A 20473-nucleotide genomic window follows, 5' to 3' on the forward strand; every position below is an offset into this window, starting at 1 on the left:
CGAAGATGACAACTCTATACTCTATTCGACTGAAAAAACGCTTCTTCATTATAAGATCTAAAACAACTACAGCACTCACTTATGGGCTTCTCGTAACCCATAAATGTCCCCTCATAACTGTTTAAAACGACTGCCAATATGAGAAATCATGAACCATTTATCTGTTATCTAAGCGACAACTAAACTCTGTCCGGAAATATCTATTACGTTGCTTTAGAGTAAAACAGCTTACCTTTGTTGAGTTCATATGCTTTTATCCACATGAAAACACAAAAAATGTTTTTTCCCTTTACTCCTCATTTATATCATGCTTCGATATTAAACATTACCTTTTTCAGGGTAAGAATCTTAAATAATTAAAAGGGAACCCCTAAAAAATGAGCTATACACAAAATTTAGAAGATAATCCTCGACAAAAATTGCAACGTGGATTAGATAACCGTCATGTACAACTTATAGCCCTCGGTGGTGCTATTGGAACAGGTCTCTTCATGGGATCAGGGAAAACAATTAGCGTAGCGGGCCCTTCCATCATACTGGTTTATGCTATTATAGGTTGTGCCTTATACTTTGTAATGCGTGCTATGGGTGAATTATTACTTTCTAATTCACAATATCGATCTCTTATTGATTTTTCAACCGATATGCTAGGACCAGGAATTGCCTTTTTTGTTGGCTGGAGCTATTGGTTGAGTTGGGTTGTAACTGGAGCCGCAGATATTATTGCGATTATCACTTATATGCACTTTTGGTGGCCCACACTTAATCCATGGATTACCGTTTTTGCTTGCATTGGTTTTTTCCTCATCTTTAACCTCTTTGCCGTAAAAATGTTTGGTGAACTTGAGTTCTGGTTTGGTCTTATCAAGGTTGTAGCAATTTTAGCATTAATCACTGTTGGATTTTATATGATCGCGACAGGCTTTACCTCTCCAAATGGTACTGTTGCTTCTCTCAGTCACGTATGGAACAATGGAGATATCTTTCCTCGAGGGATTACAGGTTTTTTTGCTGGATTTCAAATTGCCATTTTTTCTTTTGTTGGTATAGAAATTGCCGGAACAACTGCAGCGGAAGTCAAAAACCCTAAAAAAGTTCTTCCCAAAGCTATTAATGCAATACCGGTTCGTATTGTATTCTTTTATATTTTTTCTCTGGCTGTAATTATGTCCGTTACACCATGGGATCAAGTTGTTCCAGATAAAAGCCCTTTTGTCTCAATGTTTTGGCTTGCTGGCATTCCAATAGCTGCTGGTTTGGTAAATTTTGTCGTTCTCACCTCGGCGGCCTCTTCAGCAAATAGTGGCATTTTTTCTACCAGCCGTATGATATATGGACTTGCAACACAAAAAGGTGCTCCTTGCCTTTTAGGAAAACTTTCCAAATACCACGTTCCAGCAAATGCTCTATTCTTTTCTTGCTTATGTATTTTATTAGGATATGCAATTACATCGCTCTCTCCAAGCATCATAAGTGCTTTTACAATCGTAACGAGCATTTCAGCTATCGCATTTTTATTCGTATGGTCTGTAATTTTAATTAGTTATATTGTGTATCGTCGCAACCATCCCCACCTGCATGCAGAATCTGTCTACAAAATGCCAGGAGGCGTTATCATGTGCGGAATTATTTTAGTTTTTTTTGCTTTCATGCTCTATTTATTGACATTAGAAACCGATACCTTCATAGCTCTACAATATAGTATATTATGGTTCATGTTCTTAGGTATAATGTATTTTATGTTTGTAAGAAAAAAATCAGCTAAAGAAAATCAATAAAATCTGTATATAAAAACATAAAAGGGTAACTTTAGTTACCCTTTTTGATATCTGTACATAAAGCATAAAAGCTTTTTACAGAGTATCTGATATTGAGATTTCAATTACGCTCTTTATCAACCAACGCGTTAGATTTTATCCAGGGCATCATAGAGCGAAGTTTTTTGCCAACTTCTTCGATAGGATGATTATCATTCAAACGTCGCATCCCTTTAAAATGAGCTGCACCAGCTTTATATTCCTGTATCCAATTCGATGTGAATTTACCCGTCTGAATATCTTTCAAAATACGTTTCATTTCGGCTTTCGTTTCATCTGTAATCACACGTGGTCCAGACATATATTCGCCCCATTCAGCTGTATTGGAAATCGAATAATTCATATTTGCAATACCACCTTCATAGATAAGATCCACAATCAATTTAACCTCATGTAAACACTCAAAATAAGCCATTTCCGGCGCATAACCTGCATCCGTTAGTGTTTCATAACCCGCTCGAATAAGCTCAACAAGTCCTCCACAAAGAACAGCTTGTTCACCAAAGAGATCAGTTTCGCACTCTTCTTTAAAGGTTGTTTCAATCACCCCAGCACGTCCACCACCAAGACCGCACGCATAAGACAATGCTACATCATGGGCATGCCCTGAAGCATCTTGTGCAATCGCAATTAAGCAAGGAACACCACGACCACGTTGATATTCATTGCGCACCGTATGACCTGGACCTTTAGGAGCAATCATCACAACATCAACTGTTTTTTTAGGTTCAATTAAGCCAAAATGAATACTCAAACCATGCGCAAAAGCAATGACAGCACCATCACGTAAATGATCATGAATATGCTCTTTATAAATATCAGCTTGCAATTCATCCGGTGTTGCCATCATAATAAGATCTGCCCATTTTGCTGCTTCAGCAACACTTACAACTTCAAAACCATCCACCATAGCCTTTTTAGCTGTTGCAGACCTTGCACGCAAAGCAATTTTCACACTTTCAACTCCGGAATCTTTCAAGTTTAAAGCATGGGCACGTCCTTGTGAACCGTAACCAACAATGGCTACTTTTTTCCCTTTAATCAAATCAATCTTTGCATCACGATCATAAAAAACACGCATAAGAACACTTCCTTTTCTCTATATTTAAAATAAATTTTGGCTTATTTTATTGAATAAATAAGTAAAAAATGAATTCATGTGCTTAAATACACTATAAATAAAAAACAACATTTATAGCAACAAAGCAATTGAATATCTTTTTTAATTTATATATTGCATATAAAAAATATATCCCCAAAAAACTTATAAAAGTATATTTTAAATCAAAATATACTTTAAATACTTACTTACAAAATACGACATTATACAATAAACAATACTTATAAAAATAAATATACTAAAACTATATTCTTCTTTCAAAGAACAAAGCATTATCTTTTTGAACTTAAGATAGAAGCATGCATTTTTAACATGAATGAAATCAAAGAGGATAGCAAGAAAAATTGTAAATAAAGGATATCGTTTTTATATTTAAACGCAAAAAATCAATTCTACCATTCGCATGATAAAAAACACTGTTCATATAACCCAATTTTACAACGCGATGATAGATAGTGCAGCTTCCATTGTAGGTAATATTGAGTATTTTAATGGAATAAATTCATAGCTGAAGAATACCCTTAAAACTCTGTATCTTCTCAAAATGACCCTTATCATTTCAGTTGCCAACACACATCTAAAAGTTTCAGTTTTTTATTTTTCATAAAATCAATCTACTGCTGATTTGCTGTCTCTTTAAAATAACTACAAAACTTATCTTTCTCTCTACAGGTTCATATAATAAAATCACGACCAATTTTTTAAATTGAATGCAGCATTTCTATTGCTATCATAATATATCAGTGCCTTTTATCTAAACAAACATATGCAAAGTCGTTTCCTCAAGATAAAGAGCCTTTAGAAAAATTCACCCATTGTGTAGAGGAAAAAAATCACACCAATAACTGAAGAAAACGCTGAACCGTATCATGCATTCCATATTCTAAGGCATCCGCAATAAGCCCATGACCAATAGAAACTTCATCAAGCCAAGGAATGTGATGGACAACAGCAGGAAGATTTGTAACTGTCAGATCATGGCCTGCGTTAACACCTAATTGCAACTCTTGAGCTCTTCTTGCTGCGAAAACAAGTTTACTGAGTTCTTGATCTTGTTTTGTCTTATCCTGAAATGCACCACCGTAAGGTCCAGTATAAAACTCCACACGATCAGCGCCGATTGCCTTAGCAACATCAAGACCATCAACAACAGGGTCTGCAAATAATGATACGCGAATTTTTTTTGCTTTCAAACATTGAATAATAGGTGCTAAAAATTCTGCATTATGAGCAAAATCCCAACCATGATCAGAAGTTAACTGAGTTGGATCATCGGGCACAAGAGTAATCTGATCAGCATATTTTTCTGCTATGTTCAAAAATGTATCACTTGGATAACCTTCAATATTAAATTCAGCAGTAGGAAATGTACTGTTCATTAAACAACGTATATCCGGCAAATCTGCAAAACGAATATGTCGCTCATCGGGACGTGGATGGACTGTCAAACCAGCAGCACCTGCTGTAAGTGCGATATGCCCAATATGATTGATATTTGGCCAAGGAAGATTACGCCGATTGCGCAAAACGGCAATAGCATTCAGATTAACCGAAAGTTTTATGGCCATGTTCACTCCTATTTTCAGACACAGCTCTCAAAACAAAAATATATTTGCCAATATAATAGCAGAGAATAAAATTTTCCTATCGAACAATTGTTAAACGCTCTGCTGCACGTGTAATTCCGGTATACAGCCAGCGTGCATACATATCACGAAATGCAAAACTTTCATCAAATAAAACCACATTATCCCATTGAGATCCTTGTGCTTTATGAACAGTTAATGCATACCCATAATCAAAATCATCATATCTTTTTTTCAATTGCCATGAAATCTCACTATCAGGATTTTCAAACACAGCTTTTAAAAGCTTAATTTTCGCTACTCCACGATCGCTTTCTTCTGGTTTAACGAGAAGATTAATACTTGGTTTAACAGTTTCTTTCTGTGAAGTCATGACTTTCCATAAAGATCCATTTAACAAACCTTTAGTGGGATCATTACGCAAACACACCAGCTTATCTCCCGCTTGTGGATAATCTGCCGTAAACTCCTTCAAAGCGCGTAAACGCCTATTATAAAGATGCCGTGTTCGATTCACCCCTACCAACACCTGATCAGCATCTAAAACCAATTTCTGATCCACCTCTTTGCGTGGAATAACGCGCGCCGCTCCATAATCACCATAAACAATATCACGTCCTTCACGCACATCCATAGCTAAACGAACAATTGGATTATCATGCGCTTGTCGATGAATTTCAGAGAGAAGAAAATCTGGTGCAGCATTGGAAAAAAAACCACCCCCTGATATAGGAGGCAATTGACCTGGATCACCAAGAACAAGAATTGGCGTTCGAAAACTCATTAAATCACGCGCTAATTGTTCATCGACCATTGAACACTCATCAATAATGATAAGTTTAGCGTGTGCAGCAGCACTTCTTCGATTTAAGGCAAATGTTGGTGCAAGAGACTTTTTTCCTGTGATTTCATCAGAAACTTCTTCTTCTCCACGCGGAGAGTAAATCAATGAATGAATAGTACAAGCATTACTTGCACCTTTAGAACGTAAAACCTGTGCTGCCTTTCCTGTAAACGCAGCAAACTGAACAGAACCATCAACTGTTTCTGCGAAATAGCGTGCAAGTGTCGTCTTACCCGTCCCCGCATAGCCAAAAAGGCGAAAAAGTGGTGAACGCCCTTCCCTTAACCACGCGGCAACAGCCTTCAATGCTTTATCCTGTTCCGGTGAAAACTGCATAGCTTACCAACATAAGATTTGTATAAAAAGAGCAAGAATTTTGAAAAAAAAGACTATCAAGAAAAACTTTTTTATTAAGAATTGCTGACACACGCTCATCTAACAACTTTCGTAGCACAATTATCAATCATTTACCCATATAGTTTTTCAAGATATTCTAACAATCTAAATTTTATTTCTACATTGATCCTCAACGTAACACATTATACTTAATCAAATAAAATATCATTTTTTGCATATGCATATCTTAAATTTAAAATAACACCTTTATATGCTTTTTCTAACCAAAATTTAGAATGAGAAAAAGAGCATTGCAATTGCAAAACCATCGCTAGAAAAAATGTCCTTAACAGGATAAAAATAATGTAATTTCATGAACACTATTTTACACAATCAATCAGCTTTCTTGCACATAAAAATAAAGTATATCCCCTATTACGAAATAATCATTAAATATATCAAAAACCTTTTGGCGGAAATAGAAATAGCTCGCAACAAAAAGACTTAATCCTATGATGATGCTACACCTATAAAGTTCTTCCCTCTTATCATGTGTTTAATAAATTTACTCTTATCGCTAGCCTATCGAATTTGCACCACACATCATCACTTATTTTCTTAAATTAAGCATATTTCTTAGCTTTTATCTTCATACCAATCGCGTATGACAGATTTTTATGTAATTCGCATAAAATACCTCATTTAATTGTTGCAATCATTATTTAAAAAAACTACTTCATTGGAATAGACTTTAGTTGGAGGGGGGCATAGTGGGCAATAATAAATTTATAGAAAAAAATTATTATAGATGGATTGTATTGCTTGTTGCCACTATCGCTCAAGCATCAGCCTGCTTCTTTGTTCAAGGAATTGGTCCTTTAGCTGAATTTTTTAAGAAGGATTTCTCGCTTAGTGACTCTCAGATAGGTTTGCTGTCTTCAGCTGCGCAGTTCCTACCTATTATTGGGTTACTTATAGCTGGCGAATTGCTAGACAAGTTTAACGAACGCTATATTGTTGGAGTTGGCGCGGTCGGCGTTTCTGTCGCTCTTTTGTTGGGAGCAATCGCAGATAACTATATTTCCCTTTTGGTTTGTTTGCTCATTGTAGGGGGATTTTATAGTTCTGCTCAACCTGGTGGTGCTAAATCTGTTTCTTTATGGTTTCCACAATCGCAGCGCGGATTTGCAATGGGAATAAGGCAAGCGGGACTACCCTTAGGTGGGGCATTAGCTGGGATAGTTCTGCCTGCTAGTGCACTTGTCTATGGCACACAAGGTGCGTTTTTGGTCGGTGCCATAGTTTCTTTTTTAGGTGGATGCATATTTATTATTTTTTATCACGCACCAGCAAAAGTTGTAGTTATCGTTCCAGAAAACAAGGCAAGAGTTTCATTCTATGCAAATGTACGGTCTCGTCTTGCGATGTTAGCGGCGCCACATATGAAGAATATTATTTTTTCAGGCGTTTCACTTGTGATAGTTCAATATGTTTTAACCATTTTTATAACGGTTTATTTTTATAGAATCTATCACCTATCTTTAGATAAAAGTGCTTATTTGTTCTTTGTTTCACAAGCTTCTGGTGCCTTAGGGAGAATTATTTTAGCAGCGTGGAGTGATCATTGTAAAAAAGGACGATTTTTTCCTGTCTTGTTTTGCATGATTGCAGTCGTTTTTGGATTTTTAATATTAATTTTGGGCATGAGTGGATCCATAATTTATCTCACTATTTTATCTGCTTGGTTAGGTTTTTTTGGAATGGGATGGTATGGCCCTTGGGTTGCTTATATTGTAGACTCTTCGCCAAAAGAAAGCGTTGGCTTTTCTCTGGGGCTAGCAATGTCTGTAAATCAAATCGCAATTATTACTGCTCCACCATTATTTGGATTAATCCAAGATTTTACAGACACTTATTTACTAACATGGCTGATTTTAATTTTAATGATTGTTGCTTCACTTTTCTTAATAAAAAAGTAGGGGAATATAATTGGGAGGAAAATTATAATGATCAATGAAAATACTTTTGAGTTGAGCAATGTCGAAAGAGACAAACTTTGGGAGGCTTTAAACCATGTTATTTATGATCCATATGGTGGTCTTGAATATTCGGTTGAGCTAAAAAAATAGTATTTTCGCTGCTACCACAGAGAATATTGACAATTCTTATGAATCAAAAGGTGTTTATTACCCCGAGACCATATTTAATCTTTGAAAACCTTCCAATTGATAGACAAATTAATACGTCACCTCATCCCTATAATTTAGATGCGTCTTGTAAAAGTGGCTATATGAGCGAAAATTTAATTATGATGTTTTCTTTATTGATCGGAGAGCCTTATTCAATTCAGTTTGAAGGCGGACATATAGTAAATAACCTAGTTCCTTTAAAGGATAATAAAAAAGATGATACAGGATTAGAATCTGAAGTTGAGTGAGGTTTTCATATAGAAAATGCTGCACTAAAATTTATAAGTGGTTTTAATTTATCTTCTAAAGGGATATTTTTATCTGGTGTTCGCAATGATGTTAATGGTCCGTTGTTGAGAATATCTGATGCACGTCTCACTTTAAAACTTTTAAGTGAGGAGAATGTGCGTAGCTTAAGGGATAATTTATATATCATTAATGTTCACTATAGATGGAAAAAAAATGGGGTAGCCTCTACAAGTAAAGTGCCGCTAGTTCAAGGGAGCGGTGAATTCCCAGATATCAGCGCTGTTTTTTATCCGGGCATGTTAGAGCCACAGTCAAAAAAAGCCAAGGAAGCTTTAGATCATTTTTATGAAGCTATTAAGTCCGTATCTTTTGGAATTGATGTACAACCAGGAAGATTATTATATATTGATAACAGAATGGCTCTACACTCTAGAGATAAATTTTTTGGATCATTTGATCGTTATGAAAATCCAATGCAGTGGATTCAAAGAGTGTTTGTGTCTGCAGATTTATGGAATCATCGATATGTAGAACAAATAAAAGAAAGAGTATTTGATTTTCAATGTTAATGTCTTGACAATGATATGATGTCGAATATTATTCCGGCTTATCTAGACTACACATCTCATATGTATAGACTTCTCTGGCATAACCAGGTGAGGTTACTACCTGATTATAAGCTACGGTGGCCAATTGATTTTCTATGGTTGCATTTGATCTTTGTTATTTTTACCCTTCCTTTCAAGCTATTAGGGGAATTTTTCTATCAAACCCTTGAAAAAGCGATTTGAAGTCATCTCATAATGCAAAACCAAAACATAGTGATAAACTTTTCTATTGTTTTCATAGACATAACGGTTCGCATGGTTGCACCTTTCAAGCACGGTAGCTTTTTTCTTGCACGATGGAAACTTTCATATATCAGACAACATCATTAATTTATAATAGATAACTCAATGTCTTATCTAAAAAGTGCAAAGAAATAGCTATTAATGTAAACAGATAAATTAAAAAACAAAAACCACGCACAAATAAATTCAAACATAATTGGACACACAACTTATAATATTTTTTGAGAGAAACAAATAATCTTCCCATTTCTTTAAACAAAGAATGAACATCATAAAATGAGCTCTAAGAATAATAGGAATCTTCATAAAGAAGAGACAGAGATGAAGACTCCAAAAACTTCATCTCTGTCTTTTCTTTATTTGATTAACATATTCATTTTATACAAGAATATGACCATCAGCAGAAATAGCATTTGCAATTGCTTCATCATTAGCCTCATCAGGCAACAACATATCATTATGGGCACATCCCGATGGGATCATGGGAAAACAATTTTCTAAATGATAAACACGACAATCGAAGAGAACTGGCTTATCACAAGCAATCATTTGCTGAATTTTATCATCAAGTTCATCTGGTTTTGAACAACGAATACCAACAGCTCCATAAGATTGGGCTAATTTTACAAAGTCAGGCATAGATTCTGTATAAGAGTGAGAAAGACGATTACCATGCAACAATTGCTGCCATTGGCGAACCATACCCATATATTGATTATTTAAAATAAAAATTTTCACCGGGGTATTATGCTGCATTGCTGTTGCAAGCTCTTGAATATTCATCTGAATTGAAGCATCACCGGAAATACATATGACAAGTGCATCAGGATGTGCAATTTGAACACCAATAGCAGCAGGAAGACCATACCCCATCGTTCCAAGACCACCAGAAGTCATCCAATGTTTTGGTTCATCAAAGCGATAATACTGAGCTGCCCACATCTGATGTTGTCCAACATCCGTTGTGATGTAAGCATTTGCATCTTTGCTAAATGCATAAAGCCGTTGAAGAGCATATTGTGGCATAATAGCATCTTTTCTCTCAGTATATGCCAATGAATTACGTGCTCTCCAGCCATTAATTTGTGCCCACCATTGATCACGGCTTTCGCTTTTAAATATTGGTTTGTGCATATGCAAACGCCGATTGATCTCTTCTAAAATATGCGCCACATCGCCTATAAGTGGAACTTCTACTTTTACGATCTTATTGATAGAAGAAGGATCAATATCAATATGGATAATGCGCGCATGAGGTGCAAACGCATCAAGTCGTCCAGTGATACGATCATCAAACCGTGCCCCAATCGCTAACATAACATCACAATCATGCATGGCCATATTAGCTTCATACGTTCCATGCATTCCAAGCATTCCAAGCCAATTTTTACCAGAAGCAGGATAAGCCCCAAGTCCCATGAGTGTTGAAGTGATTGGAAAATCTCCTAGTTGGACCAATTCACGCAAAAGCTGTACAGCTTTAGTCCCCGATGAAATAACACCACCACCAGTATAAATAACAGGGCGTTTTGCTCCTACTAAAAGAGAAACAGCATTTTCGATAGCCTCCCCTTTCAACTGTAAATAAGAATGCATAACTGTCGCAACTTGAGGCGCTCTATAAAGACCTGAAGCGAATTGAACATCCTTAGGAATATCAATCAAAACCGGTCCAGGACGCCCTGATTGAGCAAGAGAAAAAGCTTCATGAATAATAGCCGCAAGATCATTAATGTTTTTAACCAACCAATTATGCTTCGTACAGGGTTTTGTAATTCCAACCGTATCAGCTTCTTGAAAGCCATTTGTTCCAATGATTGTTGTCGCTACCTGACCTGAAAAACAAACAAGTGGAATGGAATCCATGAGGGCATCTTGTAAAGGTGTCACAGCATTTGTTGCACCTGGTCCAGAAGTTACAAGCATAACGCCAACCTTCCCAGTACTGCGTGCATAACCTTCAGCAGCATGACCTGCTGCTTGTTCATGACGGACCAGAATATGCCGAACTTTATCTTGTTGGTAAAGAACATCAAAAATAGGAAGAACTGCGCCACCAGGATAACCAAAAAGATGTTTAACCCCATGATCAATAAGAGCTTGAACCACCATTTCAGCACCCGACATTATTTTTCCGTCCGCACTCTCTTGCATTCTTGGATGATTTGTCATTTTTCCCACTCGCCTACTTGATAGTATAATAAAAAAAAGCCCCCGAAGGAGCCCATAAAAAAAGACTCCAAAGGAGCCCATTACACACAAAAAAACATATATTGTATGACCCCCTCCTTATTCCTATGCACAAACCTATAAGAAAAACATTCCTTATAAGAAGATTCTTAATTCTATTAAGAGCATTCGTCAATAAAAAATTACACTTCCTAAAAGAAATCTATTTATAAGGATTTTTTAATGACTTTTCAAACCTCTAAACTCTTTTATCAAGAAATCAGTCTCCATTCTTTATCAAATTGATTACGAAACCATGTCATTTGCCTTTTTGCGTACCTCCTCGTTTGTGTTTTCACGATTTCAAGCGCATTCTCGAAACTTCTATACCCATCCAAATAAGCGATAAATTCAGCTATACCAATAGCTTTCATCGCTGGTAACAAAGGAGAAAGTTGAAGCCTTTTCATGGCAGAAACCTCTTCTAAAGCACCTCTTTCAATCATAGAATCCAACCGCTTATGAATACGTTCATAAAGCAATTCACGTGAAGGAATGAGAAGAATTTTTTCAGCACAATCTGACAAAATCAGAGGCAGCGTTTTTTGCTTTTGCCACCAACTTAGTTTCTTACCTGTTGCTTCATAAACTTCTAAGGCACGAACAATACGTTGACCATCTTGCGAAGAAATTTTCTCCGCAAGAACAGCATCAACTTGCAATAACTGGTGATAAAGACTTTCAGTTCCCTCTTGATCAAGTCGCAAACGCCATTTTTGCCGCAAACCCTGCGGAATAGAAGGAATTTCTGCAATTCCTTCTAAAAGAGCACGAAAATAAAGCCCCGTTCCACCAACAAAAATAAGTGACCTTGATGGAAATGTTATCAATAATTTTTTAACATCGTCCAACCATTGCCCTACTGAATAATTCACAGTAGGACTTACATAACCATAGAGATAATGTGGAACAAGTGTAGCATCAGTTTCTGTAGGACGTGCCGTTAAAATATTTAAAACATCATAAACTTGCATGGAATCCGTATTAATGATGAAGGCATTTTTTTCTTGCGCCATCTGTAAGGCAAGCGCTGACTTTCCACTTGCAGTTGGTCCCGCTATTAATATAATCGTTCTCTGTTTCATCAATGGAAATCTCTACTTCCATAAATCAACAGTTTCTTGCAACAGGCATAATCAACCACGTATAACTTGTATTTCATCTTCATTGTCATAAAGTGAACTCTTTAAACAAAAATACAAGCAGAACTTTTATAACGAACACAATGAAAATACTATGATAGTTCTGCTTCCTTGAAAAAAATGAATCCAAGAATAATACAAAAAAATCTCAAGGAATTTCTTCCTGCTATCATCATTCAAGAACAAAATACAGCCATAAAAATTCTTCTAAGGAACTATTATAAACCAAGATACTTTTTGCAACCCTAATATATAAATAACACTTAGCTTAATGTACACAAGAAAACAGCTTTATGTTTTATAAAAATGGATAATGCTTTGATTTACAATAAGCACTTCGTAAATTATTTTCTTCAAGCTCTCATTTACAGCTATTGCCTTTCCTTCTATCAACCACAAAGCAAAGCACAGTCATGCTCCTAAATGACTCCTTCTCCTACTCATCTTTCTGGCTAATTGCTTTTTTGAAAATTAAAGAAGTCGCCTCTATCATAGCTTTAATGGCAATAACAAAAACGCAAAGAATGAGACACAGCCTTTAAAACACCAATCTCTCAAACACTAGTCCCCCAATATTAGTCCCCAAACATTAATCTATTGGGATTGTTACAACCCGTAACTCTCCATCTGGACGTGCAATAATGAACAGAGCATTTTTACGCCCTGCCTCACGTAATTTATGAAGACGTTTTTTTACCTCATCAATCGTTGTGATAGAACTCTGATTGATATCAACGATGACTTCACCAATGCGAATACGCTTTTTATCTGCTGCGCTATTTTGTACAACAGATGTCACCACCACCCCCCGAAGTTTATCTGTAATTGAATATTGATGACGCAAATCTTCTGTAAGCTCAGATAATGTCATTCCCATAAAGTGCATTGTCATACTTTTTGAGACATCATTGTCCTTTTCATCATCAGATTCTTCTGCTGTATTTTCATTCGCATCTGTTTCAATCAAACGACCAAGCTTAACTTGTACTATTTCTTCTTGTCCATTTCGCAAAATAGTAACATCCACCACTTTCCCTTCCGAACTTTCCGCTACTAAACGCGGCAAATCACGCGCATGCTTAATTTTTGCCTTCCCAAAATAAAGAATGATATCCCCAGTCTGCAGCTGACTATTATCGACATCAGAATCTTCTATTTTACCAGCAACCAACGCTCCTACAGCGCTTTCTAATTTCAAACTTTTTGCAATATCTTCTGTTACGGGTTGAATACGAAGTGCCAACCAGCCACGCCTTATTTCTCCAAAATCACGCAACTGATTAATAACAGAAAGAGCCATATCTGATGGTATAGCAAAACCAATACCAATAGACCCACCGGAAGGGGAAATAATTGCTGTATTAATTCCAATCACCTCACCATTTCTATCAAATAACGGACCTCCAGAATTGCCTCGATTAATCGCCGCATCTGTCTGAATAAAATTATCATAAGGACCCGCATTAAGATCACGATTACGTGCAGAAATAATACCAACCGTTACACTTCCACCAAAACCATAGGGATTGCCGATCGCCATAACCCAATCACCAATGCGCGCCTTTTCTGAATCACCAAAACGTACAGCTTTTAATTTTTTGCTTCCTGCATTGACTTGAAGCAATGCCAAATCCGTCTTGCTATCCTTTCCAAGCAATTTTGCTTTTAGTTTTGTACCATCCGTAAAATTAACTTCAATATCATCGGCATCAACAATAACGTGGTAATTTGTAACGATAAGCCCCCTTTGCGCATCAATCACAAAACCAGATCCCAAAGAACGTACCTTTTGAAACTGACTTCCTTTTTGACCATCTTTAGGAGTAAAAAAATCACTAAAATATTCTTGCAACAATGAATCTTTTGGTATAACCGGGACAGAAGTATTTTCGTCTTGTTCCGTACCATCAACGGTCTGTGCTATGGAAATATTTACAACTGTCTCTAAAAGCTCCGCAGCCAAATCAGGAACAGAAGGCAGTGTATTTTTTGTTTCTTCTCCCCAAGACAAACTGATTGATCCTGATAAAAATAAAACCACACAGATAACAACTTTTGCGACAAAGAATTTCAAAGATGTACCCCCACCTACGACATTTTTAACCATGACATGCCTTTAATAAAATGCTGCAAAAACCTGACTAAATTTATCTATTACAAAATGAGTATAGCTTAACACTTTACCATCTTTATCACAAAAGAAAGCAACTACAGAACACACTCATCATGTAAAAAAAAACTTACAAAAAATTGTGTTCACAGTGCATTTTTATATCTACTCTTCCCCAAGTTTTGAATCAGATTTACTGGTCCCTTTACTGGCCTCGGTATTCATTGTTGATGGAAATTTTTTCTTTTCCAGCTGCGGATTGCGAAAATAGAAAAAGAAATCTTCGTTTGGTGAAATCACCATCGGAATAAATTCCAAATTCTTATATTGCTCCATTGCTAACCAAAAGTCATAGAAAGATGGATTAACCTTCCTCGCATTCAATAAAAGGCGAATACTTTCAGCCTGACCTTCACCGCGAGTAATTTCCGCATCACGTTTTGCAGCTGCTACGATCTCTTCATATTCACGATTGGCTTCTGCCACGATACGATCTCGTTCTTGCTGACCACGAGCACGAATATTTTCCGCTACAGCTTCACGTTCGGCTGCCATTTGCCGATAGACATCTTCTGAAACAGCGTCGGTTAAATCCGTTTTGCGAATACGCACATCAACAATAGTAATCCCCAACGAACCTGCATCGACAGAAAACTGCCGCTGCACTTCCGCCATCATTGCCCCCCGTTCATCTGATAAAGCTGCTCTAAATTCCCGCTTACCATAAACGGCCCGCAAAGCATCAATAAAACGCGGTGCAAGATTTTCACGCGCAGCAACTTGTGGACGCCCCGAAGCAATACGCTGTAAAAACAACTTAGGATCCGTAATACGATAAATAAAAAACGCATCCACTTCATAATAAGCCCCCCCCCTCACCTGTACAGATTGTGTAGGAACATCGTAACGTAACAACCGATTATCAACCACAACCATCTTATCTACAAAGGGCACTTTCAAATAGATTCCAGGGTTAGACTCTACCTTTACAATTTGCCCAAAACGCTTAATTGCTATTTGTTGGCGAGGATAGACAATAAAAACAGACATCCATAGAATCATCAAAAGAAAAACGATAGTACTAAAAATAAACAAGAAACGAGATTGCTGCATAATTAGCGTCCTTCCAAAAGGCGAGAATCCAAAAGTGACGTAGAACGCAATGAAGTTTTTTTCGCGTTTTCTGATGAATGACTACGCAACAATTCATTCAAAGGCAAATAAGGCACCACTGGAGAATTTATTCTATCAAGAACCAATTTATTTGGTGAAGCAAGAATACGTCCCATTGTCTCCATATAAAGACGATAACGCGTAGCCTCTGGTGAAATTTCAGCCTCCCGAACGATAGCTTGAAAACGCTCCGCACGCCCTCTTGCCTCTTCAACCATTTGTGCCCTTTCACCCTTTGCAATTTCCCGTGTGCGTGAAGCTTCACCATTTGCTAAACCGATTTTTGTAAAACGCACACGATTTCCCTCTTCAATCATTCGTCCACGTTCTTGCTCTGCCTGCTGAACAGAATTAAACGCCGCCGCAACCTTGGTAGGAGGGGCAGCCTCACTGATCGATACACGACTTATTTCAACACCGAGTTGATATTTATCCACGGTCAACTGGATAATTTTTCTTACATCATCAGCAACTTCTTCTTTTTTATCACGCAACACATCATCAACAGGTCTTGAACCAATAACTTCACGCATCGCACTCTCAGCAACCTGACGAACGGTCCCTTCTTGATCATTCACATTGAATAGAAACTGACTAGGATGTGAAATCCGATAATAAACAGAAAAATTAACATTCACAATATTCTGATCACTTGAAAGCATCAAACCTTCACTCTGTTGCGCCTGACCAGGCTGACCACCAATCGCAATTGTCTTTTCCGTTAAAGGCACTTTCATATAAGTCTCAATTGGCCAAAAGTGAAAATGCAGACCATCACCGATAATTCCGGCTTTAGGAACACCAAAACGCAATTCTACGGCTTGCTCATTTTGCTGAACAATATAAAGTGACTTATACAACAAAACAAATATGGCGAGCAAAAACAAAAGCCCCCAAAGACCACTCCCACCAAATTGTTTAAGTTGATCCTGCCCTTTACGCAAAATATCATCAAGATGGGGACCATTGTCACCACCGTTATTACTACCAGAACCAAAAAAATTCTTCGTGGATGTTTTTTTGTCTCCACTAGGCTTATTGTGATTGCCACTCCAAGGGCCGCCACCATTTTGATTTGTCCAGGGCATTTTTACCTCTTTTACTGAATACCATTCATCAAATACCAACCATTCATTTAAGTCTCATAAGATGGCTCTTATCTGATTCTATTTCCATACAAATAATTATTTTCGTTCATAAACCACAAAACGTGTTGGATGATTGTCTTTATCTCCTTCTGAGATGTATTGCGTTTGCACAATAGTCCATTTTTCTTTGTCAAAAACAGGAAAAAAACTATCACCTTCAATAGAAGTTAAGACTTCTGTAAGGAATATTTTATCAGCAATATGTAATCCCTGTTGAAAGATTTCACCACCACCAATAATAAAAAACGCATCTGCACCATTTTGCGAAGCTTCTCTTTTTGCAACAGAACAAGCCTCAGATAAAGAGTGCGTCGTAATAGCCCCTTCAGCGATAAAGTTATGATTGCGCGTAATGACAATATTTACGCGTCCTGGCAAAGGTTTCCCAAGAGAGTCCCAAGTTTTTCGCCCCATAATAATGGGTTTACCAAAAGTCAAAGCTTTAAAGCGTTGCAAATCTGTTGATAAATGCCAAGGCATTGCACCTTCACGACCAATAACACCATTTTCCGCAACAGCTGCAATTAAACAAATTGGTAAAGTCATACTGCTACCGGTGCCTTGATATGTGGTTGTGCTTCATAATTAAGCAATTCAAAATCCTCAAATTTAAAAGAAAAAAGATCTGTTACCGCTGGATTGATACGCATAGACGGTAAAGTATTGGGTATCCGAGACAACTGATATCGAGCCTGTTCAAAATGATTAGAATAAAGGTGCGCATCCCCAAGAGTATGGATAAAATCACCTATTTTAAGCCCACATACTTGTGCTATCATCATTGTTAACAACGCATAAGAAGCAATATTGAATGGGAGACCTAAGAAAATATCCGCTGAACGTTGATAAAGTTGGCAAGATAATTTACCATTAACAACGTAAAATTGAAAAAGACAATGACATGGCGGAAGGGCCATTTCCTCTATCAATGCCGGGTTCCATGCTGACACAATTAAACGACGAGAATCAGGTGTTTCCTTAATCATAGTCAAAAGATTACTGATCTGATCAATATGTCGTCCATCAGGCGTTGGCCAAGAGCGCCACTGATAACCATAAACAGGACCAAGATTCCCTTTTTCATCTGCCCATTCATCCCAAATTGATACACCATGTTCCTTCAACCATGCGATATTTGTTTCACCTTTGAGAAACCATAAAAGCTCATAAATGATTGAACGCAAATGCAACTTTTTCGTTGTCAACAATGGAAATCCAACCTGTAAATTAAATCGCATCTGATAACCAAAGACCGACCGCGTCCCAACACCGGTTCGATCAGTACGATCAACGCCCTGCTCTAAAACATGAGATAGAAGATCAAGATAGGTTTTCATACAAACATTATGGACGATTCTGTCGATTATAGAAAATGGAAATTGTAGAATTCATAAAAATACCATTTAAATCTCTTTAAATTCCTCTTTCAAAATATTTTACACAAGAAATTCCTATGTTTCGATTAAATTTTTGACGCAAAAGATAAAATACTATAGACAACTCTTAAGAGAGTAAATAGCAGGGGGAATAAATAATATGAAGATAAAAAAGGGATAGGTTTATGGAGAATGAAAGAACTTTAGCGCCGCATGATACACGAAAACGTATTTGGGCTATTGTGGCTAGTGCATCAGGCAATCTAGTAGAATGGTACGATTTTTATGTTTATGCTTTTACATCCATTTACTTTGCATCACAATTCTTTCCCTCGGATGGCAATGTCGTTATGCAACTTTTGAAAGCTGCTGGTGTCTTTGCTATTGGTTTTCTTATGCGCCCAATTGGCGGATGGCTTTTTGGCTTCATTGCTGATCGTTATGGACGCAAACGTTCAATGCTTATTTCTGTTTTTATGATGTGCGGTGGTTCGTTCTTAATCGCCTTACTTCCTACCTATGAAACCATAGGTGTGGCCGCAGGATTCTTTTTACTTTTACTCAGAATGCTTCAGGGACTTTCTGTTGGTGGTGAATACGGTACAACAGCAACCTATATGAGTGAAATCGCTCTTAAAAATCGCCGTGGATTCTTTAGCTCTTTCCAATACACCACATTGATTGGTGGTCAACTTCTAGCCAGTCTTGTTATATTCATTCTAGCGTTGTATCTCACCGAAGATCAGCTAAAAGCATGGGGATGGCGTATTCCATTTGCCATTGGTGGACTAGGAGCAATTGTTGCAATTTATTTACGCCGCAACCTCCATGAAACAACCACCAAAGAAAGCCGTTCTAGGAAAGAAGCCGGTAACATTGTAGAGCTTTTATCCAACCATGGGAAAGCTTTTTTTCTCGTTATTGGTTTTACCGCTGGGGGCTCTCTTACATTCTATACATATACAACCTATATGCAAAAATATCTCATAACCACTACCGGATTTGATAAACACACTGCTACCACTTTAATGACTGCAGCACTCTTTGTTTTTATGTTAATTCAACCTGCGTTTGGTTTTCTGGCTGATAAAATTGGAACAAGAACGTCGCTCCTTATTTGGAGTGTTTTATCTATTATCTTTACAATACCTGGGCTTCATGTGATTGGTAACACCGATAATACATGGGTTGCTCTATCAGTGATCATTGGAATGCTATGTATTATGAGTTTTTATACATCCATTGCTGGTATTGTAAAATCAGAAATGTTTCCCGCTTCAGTACGGGCAATAGGCGTTGGACTCTCTTATGCTATTGCCAATGCATTATTCGGTGGTTCCGCTGAATATGTAGCACTTGGATTAAAAGATCTTGGATATGAAACTGTCTTCTATTTTTATATAATTGGCATGATGGTTATTGCATTCATTGCTATTCTCTTAATGCCCGATGCCCGCAAAGGGGGATATCTTCAAAATGATGATATCCATTAAATCTTTCTATGGAACTCAATAAAAAAGCTCAATTTTTTGAGCTTTTTTTATTACAAAATTCATACAAAAATTGAATATTCACAAAATGTTATATATATTTATTAAATAAGAAAAATAACTCTTCCTGCTCTAGCATAAGCTTTGAAAGAGCTTCTCACTTTACCAGAAGAGCACTCTTTCTTCATTATACTCATTTTATGACCTTTAAAATATATTTGATGTATTTCAACAAGCACCCGCTTTTTATCAAAATCAAAGATAACAAAAGCTTTTTCAATAATAATCTCTCTGCTAGAAATGGCTTCTTCTTATGAAAAAGCGCATCTATTCCCTTTAGAAGAGTCTTTTGCAGCAAAAAATTTAACAAAGAATGCGTAACATCTCCAGCTGTCAAAGAGGTACAAGAAGATGATGGTAGATATTTTGTGTATAACGAAACTCTCTACGAAAACATACGTTTATTGCTCCATATGTAATAGCCATGTGTAGTAATTTCATTATTAAGAACATTAAAGGCAACATACATTTTTCAATACTCAATAAACTATGACCGAATAAAACAATGCTTTTCTTAATTAAAATTAAAAGGCGCTTCATAAATAAATATAACATCTGTCAAAAATGAATATCAAAATGCATTAATCCATTTAAAGAAAAAATTCCTTTTTTGACAAAATTCTTTATTCTCAAGAGACAAATCACATTCTTTAAGCATAATAATTTTCATATTATCCCAAAAATCAAAAAGGCAGATAATTTTAAGCAAAAATACAGTTTCCTTATTTCCTAAAAGAAACACATAACCTATAA

16 protein-coding genes are annotated in these 20473 nt (G+C 36.7%); 6 read left to right on the forward strand and 10 right to left on the reverse strand.

Annotation, left to right across the window (positions count from 1 at the left end):
* Nucleotides 1–377: 377 nt before the first annotated feature.
* Nucleotides 378–1778, forward strand: a complete 1401-nt coding sequence (locus NPX99_RS03155; RefSeq protein WP_269030359.1) for an amino acid permease — start codon at nt 378–380, stop codon at nt 1776–1778.
* 100 nt (nt 1779–1878) lie between these two features.
* Here the strand turns inward: NPX99_RS03155 and ilvC are convergent, their stop codons facing one another.
* The 3 genes from ilvC to NPX99_RS03170 form a co-directional block, all read right to left on the reverse strand.
* Entirely contained in the window at nt 1879–2898 is a 1020-nt protein-coding gene (gene ilvC / locus NPX99_RS03160; RefSeq protein ID WP_269030360.1) for a ketol-acid reductoisomerase, read from the reverse strand.
* A gap of 872 nt (nt 2899–3770) precedes the next feature.
* Entirely contained in the window at nt 3771–4505 is a 735-nt protein-coding gene (locus NPX99_RS03165; protein ID WP_269030362.1) for a pyridoxine 5'-phosphate synthase, read from the reverse strand.
* A 76-nt stretch (nt 4506–4581) separates the two neighbouring features.
* The gene (locus tag NPX99_RS03170; RefSeq protein WP_269030363.1) at nt 4582–5703 is read right to left on the reverse strand and encodes an ATP-dependent DNA helicase; all 1122 of its coding nucleotides are present in this window, start codon (nt 5701–5703) and stop codon (nt 4582–4584) included.
* A 770-nt stretch (nt 5704–6473) separates the two neighbouring features.
* Here NPX99_RS03170 and NPX99_RS03175 point away from each other — a divergent pair.
* The 4 genes from NPX99_RS03175 to NPX99_RS03190 all read left to right on the forward strand — a co-directional run bounded on the left by NPX99_RS03175 (nt 6474) and on the right by NPX99_RS03190 (nt 8710).
* Nucleotides 6474–7682, forward strand: coding sequence for an MFS transporter (locus NPX99_RS03175; protein WP_269030364.1), 1209 nt, complete (start codon nt 6474–6476; stop codon nt 7680–7682).
* A 27-nt stretch (nt 7683–7709) separates the two neighbouring features.
* The gene (locus NPX99_RS03180) at nt 7710–7832 is read left to right on the forward strand and encodes a hypothetical protein (RefSeq protein ID WP_269030365.1); all 123 of its coding nucleotides are present in this window, start codon (nt 7710–7712) and stop codon (nt 7830–7832) included.
* A gap of 38 nt (nt 7833–7870) precedes the next feature.
* Entirely contained in the window at nt 7871–8140 is a 270-nt protein-coding gene (locus NPX99_RS03185; protein WP_269030367.1) for a hypothetical protein, read from the forward strand.
* Between the two features lie 105 nt (nt 8141–8245).
* A complete protein-coding gene (locus NPX99_RS03190) occupies nt 8246–8710 on the forward strand; it encodes a TauD/TfdA family dioxygenase (protein WP_269030368.1) in 465 nt (154 codons plus the stop codon).
* Nucleotides 8711–9370: 660 nt separating this feature from the next.
* Here NPX99_RS03190 and NPX99_RS03195 read toward each other — a convergent pair.
* From NPX99_RS03195 to NPX99_RS03225, 7 genes are all read right to left on the reverse strand, one after another.
* On the reverse strand, nt 9371–11164 hold the full coding sequence (locus NPX99_RS03195; RefSeq protein ID WP_269030370.1) for an acetolactate synthase 3 large subunit: 1794 nt from the start codon (nt 11162–11164) through the stop codon (nt 9371–9373).
* Between the two features lie 269 nt (nt 11165–11433).
* On the reverse strand, nt 11434–12306 hold the full coding sequence (miaA, locus tag NPX99_RS03200; RefSeq protein ID WP_269030372.1) for a tRNA (adenosine(37)-N6)-dimethylallyltransferase MiaA: 873 nt from the start codon (nt 12304–12306) through the stop codon (nt 11434–11436).
* Between the two features lie 646 nt (nt 12307–12952).
* A complete protein-coding gene (locus tag NPX99_RS03205; RefSeq protein ID WP_269030374.1) occupies nt 12953–14470 on the reverse strand; it encodes a Do family serine endopeptidase in 1518 nt (505 codons plus the stop codon).
* Nucleotides 14471–14638: 168 nt separating this feature from the next.
* On the reverse strand, nt 14639–15586 hold the full coding sequence (gene hflC / locus NPX99_RS03210; protein WP_269030376.1) for a protease modulator HflC: 948 nt from the start codon (nt 15584–15586) through the stop codon (nt 14639–14641).
* Nucleotides 15587–15588: 2 nt separating this feature from the next.
* Entirely contained in the window at nt 15589–16734 is a 1146-nt protein-coding gene (gene hflK / locus NPX99_RS03215; protein ID WP_269030378.1) for an FtsH protease activity modulator HflK, read from the reverse strand.
* 96 nt (nt 16735–16830) lie between these two features.
* The gene (locus NPX99_RS03220; protein WP_269030380.1) at nt 16831–17340 is read right to left on the reverse strand and encodes a dihydrofolate reductase; all 510 of its coding nucleotides are present in this window, start codon (nt 17338–17340) and stop codon (nt 16831–16833) included.
* Entirely contained in the window at nt 17337–18131 is a 795-nt protein-coding gene (locus tag NPX99_RS03225) for a thymidylate synthase (RefSeq protein ID WP_269030382.1), read from the reverse strand. The genes NPX99_RS03220 and NPX99_RS03225 overlap by 4 nt, the downstream gene beginning before the upstream one ends.
* Nucleotides 18132–18355: 224 nt before the next feature.
* On the opposite strand from NPX99_RS03225, the gene NPX99_RS03230 reads away from it, so the two are divergent.
* Nucleotides 18356–19663: an MFS family transporter gene (locus NPX99_RS03230; RefSeq protein ID WP_269030384.1), complete on the forward strand. Its 1308-nt coding sequence runs from the start codon at nt 18356–18358 to the stop codon at nt 19661–19663.
* The last annotated feature ends 810 nt before the right edge of the window (nt 19664–20473 follow it).

Origin of the sequence: Bartonella sp. 220B, assembly GCF_026930205.1 — a bacterium.
Classification (GTDB): Bacteria; Pseudomonadota; Alphaproteobacteria; order Rhizobiales; family Rhizobiaceae; genus Bartonella.

Bases quoted from the DNA above. Each gene is read 5' to 3' on its own strand.
- NPX99_RS03155 (WP_269030359.1), top strand. From the start codon at position 378: ATGAGCTATACACAAAATTTAGAAGATAATCCTCGACAAAAATTGCAA.
- ilvC (WP_269030360.1), bottom strand. From the start codon at position 2,898: ATGCGTGTTTTTTATGATCGTGATGCAAAGATTGATTTGATTAAAGGG.
- NPX99_RS03165 (WP_269030362.1), bottom strand. From the start codon at position 4,505: ATGGCCATAAAACTTTCGGTTAATCTGAATGCTATTGCCGTTTTGCGC.
- NPX99_RS03170 (WP_269030363.1), bottom strand. From the start codon at position 5,703: ATGCAGTTTTCACCGGAACAGGATAAAGCATTGAAGGCTGTTGCCGCG.
- NPX99_RS03180 (WP_269030365.1), top strand. From the start codon at position 7,710: ATGATCAATGAAAATACTTTTGAGTTGAGCAATGTCGAAAGAGACAAA.
- NPX99_RS03185 (WP_269030367.1), top strand. From the start codon at position 7,871: ATGAATCAAAAGGTGTTTATTACCCCGAGACCATATTTAATCTTTGAA.
- NPX99_RS03195 (WP_269030370.1), bottom strand. From the start codon at position 11,164: ATGACAAATCATCCAAGAATGCAAGAGAGTGCGGACGGAAAAATAATG.
- miaA (WP_269030372.1), bottom strand. From the start codon at position 12,306: ATGAAACAGAGAACGATTATATTAATAGCGGGACCAACTGCAAGTGGA.
- NPX99_RS03205 (WP_269030374.1), bottom strand. From the start codon at position 14,470: ATGGTTAAAAATGTCGTAGGTGGGGGTACATCTTTGAAATTCTTTGTC.
- hflC (WP_269030376.1), bottom strand. From the start codon at position 15,586: ATGCAGCAATCTCGTTTCTTGTTTATTTTTAGTACTATCGTTTTTCTT.
- hflK (WP_269030378.1), bottom strand. From the start codon at position 16,734: ATGCCCTGGACAAATCAAAATGGTGGCGGCCCTTGGAGTGGCAATCAC.
- NPX99_RS03220 (WP_269030380.1), bottom strand. From the start codon at position 17,340: ATGACTTTACCAATTTGTTTAATTGCAGCTGTTGCGGAAAATGGTGTT.
- NPX99_RS03225 (WP_269030382.1), bottom strand. From the start codon at position 18,131: ATGAAAACCTATCTTGATCTTCTATCTCATGTTTTAGAGCAGGGCGTT.
- NPX99_RS03230 (WP_269030384.1), top strand. From the start codon at position 18,356: ATGGAGAATGAAAGAACTTTAGCGCCGCATGATACACGAAAACGTATT.